At 41.3% G+C, this 17,507-nt stretch carries 13 protein-coding genes; 8 read left to right on the top strand and 5 right to left on the bottom strand.

Annotated features, from left to right (window positions below):
• Nucleotides 1-156: 156 nt before the first annotated feature.
• The 4 genes from SYN7502_RS03140 (at nt 157) to SYN7502_RS03125 (ending at nt 4,342) form a co-directional block, all read left to right on the top strand.
• The gene (locus tag SYN7502_RS03140; RefSeq protein WP_041429818.1) at nt 157-1,818 is read left to right on the top strand and encodes an FAD-dependent oxidoreductase; all 1,662 of its coding nucleotides are present in this window, start codon (nt 157-159) and stop codon (nt 1,816-1,818) included.
• 210 nt (nt 1,819-2,028) lie between these two features.
• Nucleotides 2,029-2,262 carry a hypothetical protein gene (locus SYN7502_RS03135; protein ID WP_015167440.1) on the top strand — a complete coding sequence of 78 codons (234 nt, stop codon included), beginning with the start codon at nt 2,029-2,031 and terminating at the stop codon, nt 2,260-2,262.
• 82 nt (nt 2,263-2,344) lie between these two features.
• A complete protein-coding gene (locus SYN7502_RS03130; RefSeq protein ID WP_015167439.1) occupies nt 2,345-3,637 on the top strand; it encodes a dihydrolipoamide acetyltransferase family protein in 1,293 nt (430 codons plus the stop codon).
• Between the two features lie 174 nt (nt 3,638-3,811).
• Nucleotides 3,812-4,342, top strand: coding sequence for a GNAT family N-acetyltransferase (locus SYN7502_RS03125; protein ID WP_015167438.1), 531 nt, complete (start codon nt 3,812-3,814; stop codon nt 4,340-4,342).
• 7 nt (nt 4,343-4,349) lie between these two features.
• Here SYN7502_RS03125 and SYN7502_RS03120 read toward each other — a convergent pair whose 3' ends face one another.
• On the bottom strand, nt 4,350-4,658 hold the full coding sequence (locus SYN7502_RS03120) for an STAS domain-containing protein (RefSeq protein WP_041429816.1): 309 nt from the start codon (nt 4,656-4,658) through the stop codon (nt 4,350-4,352).
• 255 nt (nt 4,659-4,913) lie between these two features.
• Here SYN7502_RS03120 and SYN7502_RS20045 point away from each other — a divergent pair, with 255 nt between their 5' ends.
• Nucleotides 4,914-6,902, top strand: a complete 1,989-nt coding sequence (locus tag SYN7502_RS20045) for an adenylate/guanylate cyclase domain-containing protein (protein WP_015167436.1) — start codon at nt 4,914-4,916, stop codon at nt 6,900-6,902.
• 111 nt (nt 6,903-7,013) lie between these two features.
• On the opposite strand, the gene SYN7502_RS03110 is transcribed toward SYN7502_RS20045, so the two are convergent.
• Entirely contained in the window at nt 7,014-7,556 is a 543-nt protein-coding gene (locus SYN7502_RS03110; RefSeq protein ID WP_015167435.1) for a TetR/AcrR family transcriptional regulator, read from the bottom strand.
• A 264-nt stretch (nt 7,557-7,820) separates the two neighbouring features.
• Between SYN7502_RS03110 and SYN7502_RS03105 the strand changes: the two genes are divergently transcribed.
• Nucleotides 7,821-12,434, top strand: a complete 4,614-nt coding sequence (locus SYN7502_RS03105; RefSeq protein ID WP_015167434.1) for a glutamate synthase-related protein — start codon at nt 7,821-7,823, stop codon at nt 12,432-12,434.
• An 80-nt stretch (nt 12,435-12,514) separates the two neighbouring features.
• On the opposite strand, the gene SYN7502_RS03100 is transcribed toward SYN7502_RS03105, so the two are convergent.
• Nucleotides 12,515-12,844 carry a DUF565 domain-containing protein gene (locus tag SYN7502_RS03100; protein WP_015167433.1) on the bottom strand — a complete coding sequence of 110 codons (330 nt, stop codon included), beginning with the start codon at nt 12,842-12,844 and terminating at the stop codon, nt 12,515-12,517.
• A gap of 198 nt (nt 12,845-13,042) precedes the next feature.
• Between SYN7502_RS03100 and SYN7502_RS03095 the strand changes: the two genes are divergently transcribed.
• Nucleotides 13,043-14,410 (top strand): cation:proton antiporter, encoded by a 1,368-nt coding sequence (locus SYN7502_RS03095; RefSeq protein WP_015167432.1) that lies wholly within the window; start codon nt 13,043-13,045, stop codon nt 14,408-14,410.
• A 1-nt stretch (nt 14,411) separates the two neighbouring features.
• Nucleotides 14,412-15,689, top strand: a complete 1,278-nt coding sequence (locus tag SYN7502_RS03090; RefSeq protein ID WP_015167431.1) for a DUF3685 domain-containing protein — start codon at nt 14,412-14,414, stop codon at nt 15,687-15,689.
• On the opposite strand, the gene SYN7502_RS03085 is transcribed toward SYN7502_RS03090, so the two are convergent.
• Both SYN7502_RS03085 and SYN7502_RS03080 read right to left on the bottom strand, forming a co-directional pair.
• On the bottom strand, nt 15,686-16,798 hold the full coding sequence (locus tag SYN7502_RS03085) for a tetratricopeptide repeat protein (RefSeq protein ID WP_015167430.1): 1,113 nt from the start codon (nt 16,796-16,798) through the stop codon (nt 15,686-15,688). The genes SYN7502_RS03090 and SYN7502_RS03085 overlap by 4 nt on opposite strands.
• A 152-nt stretch (nt 16,799-16,950) precedes the next feature.
• Nucleotides 16,951-17,505, bottom strand: coding sequence for a DUF3038 domain-containing protein (locus SYN7502_RS03080; protein ID WP_015167429.1), 555 nt, complete (start codon nt 17,503-17,505; stop codon nt 16,951-16,953).
• Between the last annotated feature and the right edge of the window lie 2 nt (nt 17,506-17,507).

Raw genomic sequence — 17,507 nt, 5'->3', positions numbered from 1 at the left:
CGTTGGCTTAGTCGATATTTCTATATTATCTATAACTTATCTATTATCTATACCTACAGTGGATTATTCGTCATGGGTTAAAGTAACAGTTAGAGTCCCTACGGATTTAAGGAGAGCGTTACGACAATGGGCGATCGCTCAGAATTAAGCCACAATATGAAAATCCGTAGACATATCCTCCTTCTCAGTGTTCTGATCGCTCAGTTTTCTGGTAATCCAGTCCTAGCCGCAATTACTTGTCCTAACATTGATCCTAAGGCTAAGAGCTATGACGTAATCGTATTTGGTGATGAAGTCCCCGGGGTCATGACTGCCATCCAAGTACAACGGGAACTAAAGCAACGTAACCAATCTGCAAAAGTTGGGTTAATTACTGAGGGAAATATTAAGCATGGCATTGGTGGACATTTAGTCCGAGGGGGATTAGCATATCTGGATCGTAATCAAATTCCTCGGGATATGCGCTCTAGGTTGGGGAAATTCGCACCCACTAGCAGACTATATCAAGAGTTTTTAGACATAACTAAAACAGAAACCATTGCCCTTGATCGATTTAAAGCAGCAGCAGCGTTTAAGCAGGTTCTTGCCCAAGCCAAAATTGATGTAATTGGTAACGTAAAACTGAAGTCGGTATTGTCGGCGGGAAACTCTGTATGTAGTTTTACGGTCACTGTCTCCTCTGATCCTCCAAAGGATACTATTCAACAATACACAGCCCAACAATTTATTGATGCGAGTCAAGGCGGTAAATTTGCAGAAATGGCGGGTGTAAAAATGTTGACGGGGTTTGGTGCTTTGGGACTGCCCGATAGTAGCTTAGGGATAGGATTAGCATTTGAAACCTATGGCTTAACTATTAAACAACTCCGCAGAATTGAATTAAAACTAATTCGTCGCTTCTTAGATACACGGGATCAAGAGGCACAGACATGGTTAAAAGTAGCTAGTGGCAATAATCCCAAACAGGAAAAAGCAATTTTAGTGACTCTACTCACCAGTGAAGGTAATCCCAGAACTCTTTATCAAGGTACTAATGATTCTGCGGATGTGCGATCGCTGGCATTTACAACAGCCTTTCATGGACAAAATAATCTCAGTATCCAAAACCCAGAAGGAATTCTGGATCGTGCCAATATTGCGGTTTTAGATGACCGACTTAGTTACAACGCTATGTTGTTTTATACCACTGCCGAAACAGCCCTCAAATTGAGTAATAGTGGTGCCAAACCTGAGCCTTATATGCAGGCATTTGCTGAGAAAGTCAAGCGATTTTATCTCAGTCTTGGGGCTACTAAGGTGGAAATTATGAAAGAGTTATATATCCGCACTACAGCCCAAATTGCTAATCCGATTGAGGAGCTATCTGCCACGGTGATGACCGAGGGGGGCATACCAGCCGATGAGGCTTTAGGTACATTTACTTATCACTTAGATGTGCGCGGAGGGATTAAGGGATTAAGAGCAAGGGCAACTAGTGAAGGGGTAAAAAACTTAGACCTATTAAATATGCCCACATTTAACTATGGATTTCGCCATACTCTGCCCCAAGAGCGTCAAAATTTAGCGGTTTTAGGTCCAACCTCTGGATTTGGGGGACTAGGAACGGCGGCGGGGAGGATTGTGGAATTTAATGTATCTGTAGGTGAAGGATTGGCGATCGCCATAGCCAAGGCAATTACCGAAAATCGTTCTCTACACAGTATTAAAAATCGAGAAGTGCGGCGGGCTTTAGGTTATACCCCTATAATTTACGGTCGTCCCACGGAAAGCTTTAATTCCGTCTTTTTCTTGGAAAAAACCCTAAAAACGTTGAAATAATCAACATCAGATCAACCAAACGCTGAAATTTATAGAGACCAATATGACTCTTGGATAATTTCTAACTTTATGATTACTGTGTGATTCTCCGCACAGATTATTGACATAGGAATTACAAATACCATTAGCGATCGCTCACAGAACAGAACCAATAATTCCGAGATAGTAAGAGGGTAATTATTTACCTGAATATTGGAAATATTTAAACCAATGATTGTGAAGTTATCAGATACAAACAATATTGAAATATCAGTTTTAGGGCAGAAAATGCAGGCGATCAGCTATTTAGGAAAGGCATTTCTCCCGACAAATCTTGCAGGTGAAGTCCAAAAACTAGTACCTGCTTGCCGCCGAGACCTTGATATGGGATTAATATCGATGGTAGTGGAAGAACCAAACACCCACAGACTATGGACATCAGTACCAAAGGAAATGCAAATCTAAAATTCTCGATCAATTCCATGTTTTAATCCTTGCTTAGGTATGTAAAATTAACTAGTTACATCAAATACATAGCAAGTTTTCCATGATCTACGAAATTTTCATGCCCGCTTTAAGTTCCACGATGACCGAGGGTAAAATCACGGCTTGGGTTAAATCCATTGGCGACAAAGTAGAAAAGGGTGAAACCGTCTTAGTTGTGGAATCTGATAAGGCAGATATGGATGTGGAAAGCTTCTATGAAGGCTATTTAGGGGCGATCGCCGTACCTGCGGGAGAAACTGCACCCGTAGGTAGTACCCTAGGCTATGTGGCAGAAACAGTTGCCGAAATTGCTGATATTAAGTCCAAACTAAGCCAAACCTCTGAGCCAGTTGCGGCTTCTACTAACGGCACTAGTACTGGCACAGCTATTCCTGAAGTAGTGGTTACTAAGGTTGAAACCCCAGCTATAGCCAAAAGCGATCGTCTAATTGCCACTCCTAGAGCAAAACGCATTGCTAAAGAAAATAACCTAGACCTAGCTAAAATTAACGGTTCTGGACCCAATGGCAGAATTACTGAGCAAGATGTTACTGCCCTGTTGCAAGTTCCAGTTCAAGCCACCCCTGCTAAAGTATCAGTAAAGGCACCTGAACCGATCGCTGCGTCAATTCCCTCTGCCCCAGTTTCCACCACTCCCAAAGTCACCTATACGCCTCAACTGGGAACTACTAAACCCCTCACAACTCTGCAAAATGCTGTAGTGCGTAACATGAATGCCAGTTTAAGTGTTCCGACTTTTCATGTGGGCTATACCATCACCACCACTGGTTTAGATGAACTTTACAAGCAGATTAAATCTAAAGGTGTAACCATAACAGCTCTGTTAGCAAAGGCGGTAGCAGTGACCCTCCAAAGGCATCCCATAGTTAATGCTAGTTTTAGTGATCAGGGTATCGTTTATAAATCCGATATTAATGTGGCGATCGCCGTAGCCATGGAAGATGGTGGTTTAATTACACCCGTGCTACCTAAGGCAAACGAAAGTGATATTTACAGCCTATCCCGTCACTGGAAATCCCTTGTGGAAAGGGCAAGAGCCAAACAACTGCAACCAGAAGAATATAATTCGGGAACTTTCACTATTTCCAATTTAGGTATGTTTGGAGTAGATCGATTTGATGCTATCTTGCCACCAAATACAGGTGCGATCTTAGCTATCGGTGCATCTCATCCCCAAGTGGTTGCTACCAAAGACGGAGCGATCGCAGTGCGCAATCAAATGCAAGTTAACCTGACTGCCGATCACCGCATTATCTATGGTGCTGATGCCGCCAAGTTTTTACAAGACCTTGCTAAATTACTGGAAACCGATGCTCAATCCTTAGTTCTATAAAAGTAGGTAGTAGCTTTGGAAATTACTTAGCTAATTAAACGGAGCTCAGTCCACCGATAACTTAATTTTTCACGGGGAGACAAGTAGCCATAGGCAGAAATAAGGTAAAATTTTTGAGCATGATACAATTCTTAGAAATATTTTGTAGCCGCTTAAGCTTGAATTTAATTACCAATGGGCTTCTGGAAAAACTTATTTAGCGGTAATGACTCTAGTGTGTCTGACCAAAGATCCAAGTTTCGATCTGTATCTAATTCCATACATAACTCAGTACCTAACTGTGATGGGGAAATTTTATTTAGTAGCGATCGCGATCTTGATCTATACGAGTTAGAGGAGCTATGTGATTCTGTCGGCTGGTCTCGTCGTCCTATTCGGAAGGTGCGGATTGCGATCGAGCATAGTTTTGTAGTTGTAACGATGTGGCACAAAAAAGGAAGCTTTAAGCGTCTAATTGGCTTTGCCCGTGCTACTTCCGATCATGCTTTTAATGCCACGGTGTGGGATGTGGTTGTGCATCCAGAGTTCCAAGGGCGAGGTTTGGGTAAAGAGCTAATGCGTGAGGTGATCTATTTACTCCGCAAAGAAGATATTAGTAACATTAGTTTATTTGCAGATGGTCATGTGGTTACTTTTTATCAACAATTAGGCTTTAGTCCCGATCCAGAAGGAATCAAAGGAATGTTTTGGTACCCACCTTCGTGAACTACTCCTAATTTAAGTTACTAGGATAATGTTCAGAAATTTCAAACAAGCGATCAGTATTCGTTAACTCCAATAAAGCCTGAACTTCTTGACGGACTGAACACAGAACCAATTGTCCTTCTCTACTCCGCATTAACTTTAATAGGGTAATTAATAGCCCTAAACCCCTACTGTCTACAAATGCAATATTTTCTAAGTCCACCACTAATATATCGGGATTTGTATTAGCGATCGCCATTGCCTCAGTTCTTATCTGTGCATAAGACTCAGCATCCAGCCGACCATTGGGCTTAAATATTACTACTTTTTTAGACAATTGCAATAGCTCCAAACATTTAGTAATCATGACTTTCAGCACATTTTTAACGATTCAGACTCTATTGCCATACTCCCTAGACTCTTGAATCTTTCTTGAATCTTTAAAGTCAGAAGGGAATAACAATGTAATCTTTGTTACTAATACTATTGAAAGCCATGACTGTCTAACATCTATCTAAAGATAAAAGTCATAGGTGTAAAACTTCCGTAAAAGTTGTAAGATTAAAAGAGTTCTTAAGTAATTCTTCAAGCTATGGGTAGGTCGATCCGAGTAGCTCCAGAACATATAGAAAGGGTACAGCTTGCGCTACGACAAAGCTCTTACCCTAGTCAAAGTGCGCTGGCGATTGATGTGGGCTTAACCCGTCCGACCGTAAATAGTTTCTTCAACGGCAAGCCCATTGATTATTTGAATTTTGTCGAAATTTCTCAAAAATTAAACTTAGACTGGCAGGCGATCGCCGCTAAGCATATAGATGGTACCACTGATTTAGACATAAATACTTTAGACATAAGAACTATAGATAGTAATTTTTCACCTCGAACTACCATTCCTGACATTCTCGTAGTTGACGATCGCCCTGATAATATTCGGCTTTTATCAAGTATGCTCAGTGAAAGAGGGTATAAAGTGCGTAAGGCTGTCAATGGCATGATGACTCTAACTGCCGTACAAACATCTGCTCCCGATCTAATTTTATTGGATATTACGATGCCGCAAATGGATGGCTATGAAGTCTGCCAAAGGCTAAAGTCCAGTCCTAAAACCAAAGATATTCCCATTATTTTTATTAGTGCCCTTGATGAAGTTCTGGATAAAGTGAGGGCTTTTAACCTTGGCGGCGTTGATTATATTACGAAACCATTTCAGGTGGAAGAAGTCATTGCCCGAGTCGAAAACCAATTGACTATTTGCCATCTTAAAAATCAACTAAAACAGCAAAATCACCTTCTCGAACAAGAAGTTGAACATCGGGTAGAAGTAGATCAAGTCCTGCAAGAACAAAATATTCTGCTCCAAAAAGAGATTCAGAGTAGGCTCAAAACGGAAAAACTGCTGAAGGAACAAAACCTAATTCTCCAAGCGGAAATTCAAACTCGTCAAAATATAGAACGTCACCTGCAAGAAAAAAATATCCAACTACAAAAGGAATCAGGCGATCGGCTAATTCTCACCAATCAGATCAAAGAAAAAGAACAACAATTAGCTGCCCTCATTGCCAATATCCCCGGTGTAGTTTACCGAGCCATATCCCATCAAGATGGTCGAGTCACAATGCCATATCTTAGCCCTAGGATCAAACAACTCCTTGGCATAACTGTTCAAGAATTTACGGAAACCTTTGAATGGATTTTTGATGTGGTTCACCCTGAAGATCGGATGGAGCTATATCGAGCCTTAGAGGAATCAAAACGCCAACTTAGCAATCTCGACTACGAATATCGACTTGTGCAAGAGCTTGGTGCAGCTAGGTGGGTCAGAATCTTAGCACAGCCCCATCAATCAATTAATAAAGACATTGTTTGGGATGGAGTAATCATTGATATTTCCCAGCAGAAAAATATGGAAATAGCCTATGAACTGCTTTTAGAATCTATGGAAATTGACTATAGACAATCAGAAGAATTACTACAAAGTATATTCCCCCAAGAAATTGCCCAACACCTTAAACAAACTCGCAAACCGATCGCCTGTGCCTATGATGCAGTTTCTGTACTATTTGCCGACATAGTTGGGTTTACGCAGGTGTGTTCTCATTTTTCTGCCAGCGAAACCGTAGAACTCCTTAATCATATTTTTTCCAATTTTGATCATTTAAGCAACGACTATGGCTTAGAGAAAATTAAAACCATTGGTGATCAATATATGGTTGTCAGTGGTATGCCCAACCCTAGACCAGATCATGCCGAAATCATTGCTGATATGGCGTTAAGTATGCTGACAGAAATTACTAAATTTAAAAATCATCTTAACCAACCCATGAGCCTCCGCATCGGGATTAATTCTGGGGCTGTGGTTGCAGGTGTAATTGGTTCCAATAAGTTCGTTTATGATATTTGGGGAGATGCGGTTAATATTGCCAGTCGCATGGAGTCCCACGGAGAGCCACAAAGAATTCAAGTATCCGAGGCAACCTATCTTCAACTTAAGGATCGATATACCTTTGAGAAAAGGGGTGAAATTCCGATCAAGGGTAAAGGTAACATGACCACCTATTGGTTAATCAGTAAAAATACTTAAAAATAAATTTAGATAGCAATGAATTAGAAGTGATGAAATCTTCCTCAGCTTGATGGATCGGTTGCCATGTAAAAGTCTCAACAAATCATAATTACAACTTCATTCTTAATCTTAGCCACATACCCTTTGCGGCAACTGTCTAATTATCCTTTGAAACAAGGAAACATCATCTAACCCATGACTTAAAATTAAAGCACCTTGAATAGCGATCGCTACATCTTCTGCTTTTCCCCTAGCTATAGCTGTATCTAAACCTGATGCACTTAAAACTTCTGTCATCTCATTGATCCATTTAAGCAGAATTACTTTCACCTGATCATGGAAAATATCTCGGGATGAACCCATCAGCAAAATCGCAAATAGACAGGGCTTTTCTCCACCTGCATAGACTTCATTAAGGCGATCGCACATACGTTCCATTTTGATTAATATACTTCCCTCGGTTTTGAGTGCAGGCAAAATATTCTGCTCCATCCAATCCGCCAAAAAGTTTAATACCGTTGTTACCATTTCATCCTTACCATTGGGGAAATGATGATAAAGACTGGCTTTACCAAGTCCGGTGGCTTCAGAGATTTTACTAAGGGTGGCACCGTCATAGCCATATTGGCAAAGTAGGTTAAGTAAACAGGGAATATAAGTATTGCGAGACAAGATTTTCTAATCCTTTAATAAAGTAATGAAGTTATAAGTAAATTGTTGAAATTATACCAAATGATCGGTACAGTATTTCCGTATCATTGAGATACACCTTTTCTCTTGCTTGAACTCATACTCAATTATGCAACGCCAAAAATCTTTATTTAAGTTATAGAATAGGAGTCAGTGGATCAAACCCGTAGTAACTTAGTATCTTAAGCCACAACATGAACTAAGTGGGACTAAAATAATTAGACTAGACATATATATAAACTTTTGATGGCTGTACCCGTTGTGAAAAATCATTTATCCATCCCTGGTCAATCTTGGCTTGTTGAAGAGCGTGATGCTTGTGGTGTAGGCTTTATTGCCGATGTTGAGGGTCATGCCCGCCATGATTTGATCGTTAAAGCTTTAAGAGCTGTTGACTGTATGGAGCATAGGGGTGGTTGCAGTGCTGATAAAGAGTCAGGTGACGGTGCAGGGATCATGACGGCTGTACCTTGGGATTTAATTGCCAAAGATTTAGTAAGTAGTATAGGGTCTGTACCTAAATTAAATGGCGATCGCAATGCCGTCGGTATGATCTTTTTACCCCAAGAAGCTGAATATCAAGCTTTAGCCCGTGAAGTTATTGCCAAAATTGCCACAGAAGAGGGTCTGGAAATTTTAGGATGGCGGACTGTCCCCGTGCGATCACAGGTTTTAGGTAGTCAAGCTAAAGCAAATCAACCCCAGATTGAGCAGGTGATTTTTGCCGATGGTAAAGATGGTAGAGCTTCCCTAGAACGGTGTTTGTATATTACCCGTCGTCGTATTAAGCTAGAAATCGAAAGGCTTTATCCCCAGTGGCAGCAAGATTTTTACATTGTTTCTCTATCTAATTCCACCATTGTCTATAAGGGTTTAGTGCGATCGGAAGTCCTAGGCGAGTTTTATGAAGACCTGAAAAATCCAGATTATATTACTCCCTTTGCCCTTTACCATCGTCGCTTTAGCACTAATACCATGCCCAAGTGGAACCTAGCACAGCCCATGCGTTTTTTGGGGCATAATGGCGAAATTAATACACTCTTGGGTAACATTAACTGGTTTAAGGCAAGGGAACAGGATTTAGCTCATATTAACTGGGGTAATCGCATCAGTGAAATTCTGCCCGTAATCAAAGATGGAGAAAGCGATTCAGCTTCTTTAGATCACGTTTTAGAGCTTTTAGTCGAAAGTGGTCGCAGTCCCTTAGAAAGCCTAATGATTTTAGTGCCAGAAGCGTATGATAGTCAGCCCGATCTCAAGGATCATCAAGAGATTGTAGATTTCTACGAATATTACAGTGGATTGCAAGAAGCTTGGGATGGACCCGCCCTGTTAGCTTTTAGTGATGGTAAAACCGTAGGAGCAGCCCTAGATCGTAATGGGTTACGCCCCGCCCGTTATTTAATTACCACTACTGGTTTGGTGGTGGTTGGTTCCGAAGCTGGTTCTGTGGATGTGGATGAATCGGAAATCCTCGAACGAGGCAGGCTGGGACCTGGACAGGTAATTGCTGTGGATTTGGTTAACCATGAAATTCTCAGAAATTGGGATATTAAACAACGCATTGCCGCGGCAAATCCCTACGGCACATGGCTTCAGGAATACCAGCAGACTCTATCACCTCAGTCATTTTTAGATCAGCCTCAACTGGACGACAAAGTTATTCTTACCTTCCAAACCGCCTTTGGTTATACCTTTGAAGATGTGGATATGATAATCGAGGCAATGGCTCAGGAAGGGAAGGAACCGACTTTCTGCATGGGTGATGATACGCCTTTAGCAGTTTTGTCTAATAATCCCCATTTGCTTTACGATTACTTTAAGCAACGCTTTGCTCAGGTAACAAATCCTCCCATTGATCCTCTTAGGGAAGGGATGGTAATGTCTTTGGCGATGAATTTAGGCGATCGCGGTAATTTACTAGAAGCTAAACCCGAACATGCCCGTCAACTAAAAATTAAGAGTCCGGTTTTGAATGAGGCTGAACTAGCAGAAATTCAAGGTACGAACTTTAACAATCATAAGTTAGATATTACTTTCCCTTTAAGCGCAGGGGCAGAAGGATTACAGCAGGTGATTATTAACCTCTGCGATCAAGCTGTTGCAGCGGTGAATGCTGGTAGTAAGATTCTGATTTTGAGCGATCGCCTTCTCAATGCCGAAAATGCTTTTATTCCTCCGTTAATGGCAGTAGGGGCAGTGCATCACCGCTTAATTGCTGAAGGTTTAAGAATGAGAGCTTCGATTATTGTCGAAACAGCCCAATGTTGGAGTACCCATCACTTTGCTTGCTTAATTGGCTATGGAGCCAGTGCCATTTGTCCTTACTTAGCGTTTGAAACTGTGCGGCAGTGGTTTGGTAAGCCCAAAACCCAAATGCAAATGTCGCAGGGCAAAATCAAACAGTTATCGATTACCCAAGTTCAAGGGGCTTACCGCAAGGCAGTGGAAGATGGATTATTAAAGATTCTCTCTAAGATGGGAATTTCGCTTTTAGCTAGCTATAACGGTGCCCAAATTTTTGAAGCAATCGGGCTGAGTTCGGAAGTAATCGACCTGTGCTTTAGGGGTACTGTTTCTCGTGTGGGTGGCATGCAAGCCAAAGATATTGCCTCAGAAGTTATCAGTTTGCATCACCAAGCTTTTCCCGAACTACACGCTAAGAAACTGGAAAACTATGGCTTTGTTCAGTACAAAAATGGTGGCGAATACCACATGAATAGTCCTGAAATGGCAAAGGCATTGCATAAGGCGGTGACAGGAGAGGGATACGATCACTATGAAGTTTATCGCAAACAATTACAAAGTCGTACTCCGACAGCTTTAAGAGATTTATTGGAATTTACCAGCGATCGCCCCGCCATTGATATTTCTGAAGTTGAACCTGCCAGTGAAATATTTAAACGGTTTTGTACAGGGGCAATGTCCCTAGGCGCATTAAGTCGTGAAGCTCATGAGGTTTTAGCGATCGCCATGAATCGTATCGGCGGTAAATCTAACTGTGGTGAAGGTGGTGAAGACCCAGCCCGCTATCAACCCATTGAAGACGTGAACCCTGAAACGGGAATTTCCACCTCTTTCCCCCACCTTAAGGGGTTAAAAAATGGCGATACCGCTAATTCTGCCATTAAACAAATTGCTTCGGGTCGGTTTGGCGTTACCCCCGCTTATTTAGTTAGCTCTAATCAATTAGAAATTAAAGTCGCTCAAGGGGCAAAACCCGGCGAAGGCGGACAATTACCTGGTCCCAAGGTGAGCGAATATATTGCCATGCTGCGGAACTCGAAGCCCGGAGTATCTCTAATTTCGCCACCACCTCACCATGATATTTACTCCATTGAGGATTTAGCTCAACTAATTTATGACCTGCACCAAATTAATGATCAAGCTAAGGTGTCCGTAAAGTTAGTTGCCGAAATTGGTATTGGCACGATCGCCGCAGGGGTAGCAAAGGCAAATGCGGATATTATCCAGATCTCTGGACATGATGGCGGCACGGGTGCTTCACCTCTGAGTTCTATTAAACATGCGGGTGCACCTTGGGAGTTAGGTTTAACCGAAGTACATACAGTCCTATTAGAAAATCAACTGCGCGATCGAGTTTTACTCAGGGCTGATGGTGGATTCAAAACAGGCTGGGATGTGGTCATGGCAGCAATGATGGGTGCAGAAGAGTATGGCTTTGGTACAGCTGTAATGATTGCTGAAGGTTGCATTATGGCAAGGGTATGTCATACCAATAAATGCCCTGTCGGTGTCACTTCACAGCTAGAATCTTTACGCAAACGCTTCCCTGGTACCCCTGAACATGTAGTTAACTTCCTCTATTTTGTTGCTGAAGAAATTCGGACAATTCTGGCAAAGTTAGGTTATAAATCCTTAACCGATGTGATTGGACGTTCCGATCTTTTATCCCAGCGCCAAAATGTAAAACTGGCAAAACTAGAAAATCTCAACCTAGACTGCTTAACTAAACTACCTGATACCAGAAGCGATCGCAGTTGGTTAATCCATGACGAGGAACCCCACACTAACGGATATGTTTTAGATGATGAAATGCTGTTGGATGCAGAAATTCAATCTGCTATTCACAACCAAACTGATCTAACTAAGTCCTATAAAATCGTGAATACCGATCGCTCCATTGGCGCAAGAGTATCAGGGGTAATTGCTAGACTCTATGGTAATTCTGGTTTAGCTAGTAGCTTAAATCTGGAATTTATCGGCAGTGCAGGACAAAGCTTTGGGGCATTTAATTCCAGAGGCATGAACTTAATTCTCATTGGCGAAGGGAATGATTATATCGGTAAAGGTATGCATGGCGGAGAAATTACGATCAAACCTAAGCCAGATGCCGTGATCGATCCCGCCGAAAACGTCATTATTGGGAATACCTGTCTATATGGAGCTACGGGTGGTTATCTATTCGCCAATGGCAAGGCTGGAGAACGGTTTGGGGTACGGAACTCTGGGGCAAAGGCAGTCATTGAAGGGGCAGGCGATCACTGCTGTGAATACATGACTGGTGGCGTAATTGTCGTACTGGGTAAAACTGGTAGAAATGTTGGTGCGGGGATGACGGGGGGAATTGCGTACTTCTTGGATGAAGACGACCGTTTTAAGGAATATCTCAGCAAAGAAAGCCTAAAAGTGCAACGAGTCGCTACCCAAGCAGGCGAAGCGCAGTTAAAAGAGTTAATTCAATTGACAGGCGATCGCACAGGTAGCCCTAAGGCAAAAACTATTCTGGAAAACTGGTCAACCTATCTTCCCAAGTTCTGGCAGTTAGTTCCACCCTCTGAGGCAAACAGTCCTGAAGCAGTGGATGCTGTAATTAGTGAAGTTAAGGTAAATGCCTAAATAGTCATCATTCAACTGAATATAATCGAGGGGCATTAGCTTCTAATCGCCTCTTTATTTTTTATTTTTAATAATAGTATCTAAGAACCAAGCTTGAATGCCTCCAAAAACATGCCATAAATCAAACCAATTTTTAAGAGATTTAAGATTTCTAAATATAAAGATCGCTTCTCTTTAGTTCTTCTGTAGGCAACAAAGCTAATTAATTCCGTTACCAATAATAATGCCGCAGCAACATAGGGATCAAAAGCTGATTTAGCACCCGAAACTGTGGAAATGATCGAAGCTAAAAAAAAGCCCAATAGAGGAGAAATAATGTACAAAGATATACGTCGCCAAGGATTTGAGAACCAGCGTTCTAATCTTGATAGGCTAGTATTGGTAATTACTGTAAGGCGAGTATTTTGCATGAATTTCCGCTCTGAGCATGGCAATTATTCTAGCCGATTCTGAAATAGAAGAAAAACTATAGCTTGATTGGCTACAAAATTTTTGGGCATATTCACTTATACTTTTTAGGTCAGATATTCCTTTCCTACACCCTAATACCTTAATCTTGCACTGGGAAGGGAGTAAGTCATGAAGTGCTCTAAAGCTGAGAGGTGTTAATGAATTTTTTGATTGCGAGTGTGAGTAGTGAACCAAGTATTGATCATGCACCGTTTATCCTATCAGGAGTGCTACTCAGTCTAGTTGTCATCTATCTTGCTAGTAAAATTGGTGGTGAAATTTCAAATAGGCTAGGTCTTCCCCCAGTTTTAGGTGAGCTTTTAGCGGGAGTTATAGTTGGGGTTTCAGCTTTAAAACTGTTAACATTTCCCGAAAGTGGCAGTGATGGTTCCGACTCAGTAATTATGTGGCTATTGCAAACAACCTTAGGCTTACCAGCTTCTGAGGTGTCAGCTGTATTTACTCAAGTTAGTGATGTGGTTTTACTGTTATCTGAGTTAGGTGTCATTATCTTACTGTTTGAAATTGGGCTAGAATCCGATCTAAAGCAACTACTGGGAGTTGGGGCTCAGGCTGTAGTAGTGGCTGTAATTGGCGTAGTACTTCCATTTGCGGCGGGTACTGCTGGATTAATATTTTTATTTGGGATGGCACCGATTCCTGCTATTTTTGCTGGGGCAGCACTAACTGCAACTAGCATTGGCATAACTTCGAGAGTTCTGTCTGAGTTGGGTAAATTAACCTCCAAGGAAGGGCAGATTATTTTGGGTGCAGCAGTCACCGATGATGTTTTAGGGATTATTGTGTTGGCAATAGTAGCCAGTTTAGCTAAGACGGGAACGGTGGACTTGGGGAATGTGATCATCCTAATTATTAGTGCTGCGAGCTTTTTAGTTGGGGCTTTGCTGCTGGGACAATTAGTAAATAAATTGTATGTATCAGTGGCAACTAATCTCAAAACCAGAGGTGAAATTATTACGCCTGCTTTTATTTTTGCCTTTGCCATGGCTTATCTGGGGAATGCAATTCATTTAGAGGCAATTTTAGGCTCATTCACGGCAGGACTAATTTTAGATGAATCCGATGAACGCAACGAACTGCAAAAACAAGTAGTACCTGTGGCGGATTTATTAGTACCAATTTTCTTTGTGACCGTGGGGGCAAAAACTAATATCGGGGTCTTGAATCCTTTAATTCCAGTTAATCGTGAAGGGTTGATCATTGCAGCATTTTTAATTGTGGTGGCAATTGTCGGTAAGGTAGCAACTGGTCTAGGCGCATTTGGGCAACCGGGGATTAATCGTTGGGCGATCGGTGTGGGCATGATTCCCCGTGGCGAAGTGGGGTTAGTATTTGCGGGCATTGGTTCATCCAGTGGGGTTTTATCGGAATCGTTGAATGCTGCGATCGTTATTATGGTTATTATTACTACTTTCATTGCCCCACCTCTATTAAGAGTAGCATTTGGAATTAGTCCTGATTTGGAATCTAAAGAATTAAAAACTGAGGTAACTAAGGAGTCTTAGGATGGATGAAGCTCTGGTTAAAATTCGGCTCACTTTGCGCAATGCTGGGCTTAAACAAATTGATAGTACCCTACAAGGAATTGAGCAGCAGTTAATTAGTTCTCGCTTAAATTTAATAGAGATATTGGTGCTTCAGGGGAGATGTCGAGAGTTAAGGGCAGCAAGGTGGCTAGTTGATCAGGTACTTTACCCGCTTTATCCACAACAACTGGTATCTGACAAAAACTCCAGCCTTAAATTTAAGGGCAAGTTTAAAAGCAAGTCTAATTCTAAAAGTAATGGAGTTACGGGCTTGGGCTTCAATATTTATCAATCCGCGTGGAAAAAACTCTCTCAATCTGCTTTACAAAGCATACAACTGAGCTTAGAAAATCAGACTTCTACCCCATTAGAAATTGATATTCTGAAAGAAGATAAAAAACGACTACTTTTGCAGATAGTTTTGCAGGAATTTGAGCTTTTACTGGAAGAGTTGCAAAACTCACAGCTATCTACTGGGCAGTTAGTAGAAAAAATGCCTCTGATTTCAACTGATTTGTGGCGATCGGCAACCACTAAGTTTCTTGGTAAATATTACACCTTATATAATAATGACCAGCCTGTAGAAGTGGTCAGCATTCTCCTAGAGGATCAAAAAATTGTGGAGGAGGCAATTTTAGCAAAAATTCCCTTTGTATTTGATCTCTATAACTATTTACTCTTTAAGTCAGATCTAATAATTAATAATAGCTTGTATGAGTTTAATACCCCAGAGGCGATCGCTAGGTCTGAGGCAATTTTAAATAATTTGCTCATTCAAGTAGCCAATGCAGTAATGCAGCCATTACTTAATCATTTTGCGGATGTGGAGGAAATTAAGCAAAAGTTTTACAGTTACCATCTAATTGCTAGCCGTGAAATTGAAAGGTTTCGCAATGATCTTTCTTGGCATTATCGGCTTGAGAGTTGGTGGGGAGAGGCACAGGCAATTTATGAGAGTCAATTTCATCTCTTTACTTTTACTGAATCTGGGATTAATAAAATTGATGTCTATGCCCCCCGTAGTCGTGAACTTGCCCAGTTGACTGGTGTGTCTTTATTAGTAACGCTTTTACTGGAATTACAAGATGCTGTTACTCCCCGACTGCGTACGCTTACAGGATTTATTGGTACTGCGTTAGTTTATGTACTTAAAAATGTCCTAGGTAGGGGAATTGGTCTAATTGGTAAGGGGATTATCCAAGGAATTGGGGACTCCCTGAATATGGGTAAGGTTGGACGCAGAGGCGATCGCTTTTAGTTGCCATAGTTTGGGTCTAAAATTTTTCTGACTTCCGTAAGGGATTTTAGGTCTCCCTTGGCACTAAATAATCGTTCTGCTTGCTTTAGTGCCTGATTAGCTTCAGGTTTACGATCTTGATCCATTAGTAGTTTACCAAGGGCAAGGTAGGCAGATCCATCTTCAGGGTTTTGAGCTAAAATATCTCGATAGGCAACAATTGCGCCTGCAATATTATTTTGTCTAAGATAGGTTGCTGCGATCGCTTTTTGAACTTGGGCAGAAGTGTCAGCGTCTAATTGTCCCATTGTCATACGTCTGTAGGTTGCTATCGCCTCATCGTAGTTGCCTTGATTTCGATAGTATTGGGCGATCGCCATATTGGCTTTAAAGTGACGGGGATTGATCGCTAAAACTCGGCGATATATTTCCAGGGTTTCTTGGGGATCATTTTTACTTTCACTGACACTAGCTAAAGCTACCAATACATCAAGATTGTTGGGATCAAGGCGATTAGCATTCATATAAGTATTAAATGCCTCATCTAAGTTGCCCTTTTGTTGGAGTAAGTAGCCTAAGCTGAGATATGCCTTAATATTGTTAGGAAGAAGGGTAATAATTTGTCGATAAATTGCCACCGCTCCTAAAAAGTCCTGCTGCTGGGTTAAAACATAGCCAATACTTAAATAGGCATCAGCGTTACGAGGATCAAGTCTAATAGCTCTACGGTATGCTGTTAAAGCATCAGGTAATCTTTGCTGTTGTGTATATACATAGCCTAAGGCTATCAATGGTCTTGGATCATTTTTATCTAAGGTTGTGGCACGCTCAAAGGCAGCGATCGCTTCGGGGTATTTTTGCTGCTGAGTTAAAAGAAATCCAATACTAGTTTGAATTCGTGCATTATTTGGTACTAGGGCTGCTGCTTGAGTATAGGCATCCAATGCTCCTGCTATATCTTGGGCATCCCAAAGTTTTTTACCTCGGCTAATTAATTCTGTGGGGTCAGCCTTGGGAAAACGAGTCTGGGCGATCGCTGGCTCATTAATATTTACTATTAAGATTGCCGTCACTAATCCGAGGCTGGCTTTAGCAACTGGAGATATGAAATTAAAGAAAGAATAAGACAACGGGCATCCTCCGTAACTACTTTAACTACTAAATTTTTGGGGTTCTAGCAGTTGCGATTATGTACACCTTAGCTAAATAATATGATAATGATTCTAAACTAAAAAATTAAAAATCTTCAAGCTTATCCATACACTACCTAAAAAGCTGAAGGTTAATTCAGTGAGTTTTTTGACTCAACTAAACTCATTTCTAATAAAGACATCCATAATCGTCGTGAGCCTGTAACGGAGCTATAAAACAATAAATCTATTAATAGCTTTAGTGCTAGATTTTCCAAATTTTGATTGGAAGTTGCTTCCGCCATTCTTTCTTCGTACAAGGAATAAAACCGATCTAGGTAATCACCTAAAATCCTTTGTTGATGGGGAGAAGCCTTTTTAAGTGTACATTTTTCTAATTCTGCGACCGCCTCACGAATAGTCCTTTGTTCTTTACTGGCAATATGAGAGGTAATTAGGGCGATCGCTTTTGCCTCATCCACATCTAACTTTTTTCTACCACTTGTAGTCTTACCACTGCTGCCCTTGCGGAAAGGATTAGCTTGCCTCAATCTCCATAAAACTAGGCGATCGCTCAGAATATTATGTAACTTTAACTCTACTGCCGCTTGGAGCATCGTTTCCGAACTAATCTCAGTTAATGCCTCTAGTGCTAAAAGGATCAAATCCAGATGTGCCTTAATCTGATATAGCTGCGGCAGTTCCATTG

The organism is Synechococcus sp. PCC 7502, from assembly GCF_000317085.1.
GTDB lineage: Bacteria > Cyanobacteriota > Cyanobacteriia > Pseudanabaenales > Pseudanabaenaceae > PCC-7502.
The sequence above is the reverse complement of the archived record's forward strand: the minus strand, read 5'-3'. Positions and strand labels throughout refer to the sequence as shown.

Coding starts and splice junctions, on each gene's coding strand:
- SYN7502_RS03140 (WP_041429818.1), top strand. CDS start 157: ATGAAAATCCGTAGACATATCCTCCTTCTCAGTGTTCTGATCGCTCAG.
- SYN7502_RS03095 (WP_015167432.1), top strand. CDS start 13,043: ATGAATTTTTTGATTGCGAGTGTGAGTAGTGAACCAAGTATTGATCAT.
- SYN7502_RS03100 (WP_015167433.1), bottom strand. CDS start 12,844: ATGCAAAATACTCGCCTTACAGTAATTACCAATACTAGCCTATCAAGA.
- SYN7502_RS03105 (WP_015167434.1), top strand. CDS start 7,821: ATGGCTGTACCCGTTGTGAAAAATCATTTATCCATCCCTGGTCAATCT.
- SYN7502_RS03125 (WP_015167438.1), top strand. CDS start 3,812: ATGGGCTTCTGGAAAAACTTATTTAGCGGTAATGACTCTAGTGTGTCT.
- SYN7502_RS03090 (WP_015167431.1), top strand. CDS start 14,412: ATGGATGAAGCTCTGGTTAAAATTCGGCTCACTTTGCGCAATGCTGGG.
- SYN7502_RS03080 (WP_015167429.1), bottom strand. CDS start 17,505: ATGGAACTGCCGCAGCTATATCAGATTAAGGCACATCTGGATTTGATC.
- SYN7502_RS03130 (WP_015167439.1), top strand. CDS start 2,345: ATGATCTACGAAATTTTCATGCCCGCTTTAAGTTCCACGATGACCGAG.
- SYN7502_RS20045 (WP_015167436.1), top strand. CDS start 4,914: ATGGGTAGGTCGATCCGAGTAGCTCCAGAACATATAGAAAGGGTACAG.
- SYN7502_RS03135 (WP_015167440.1), top strand. CDS start 2,029: ATGATTGTGAAGTTATCAGATACAAACAATATTGAAATATCAGTTTTA.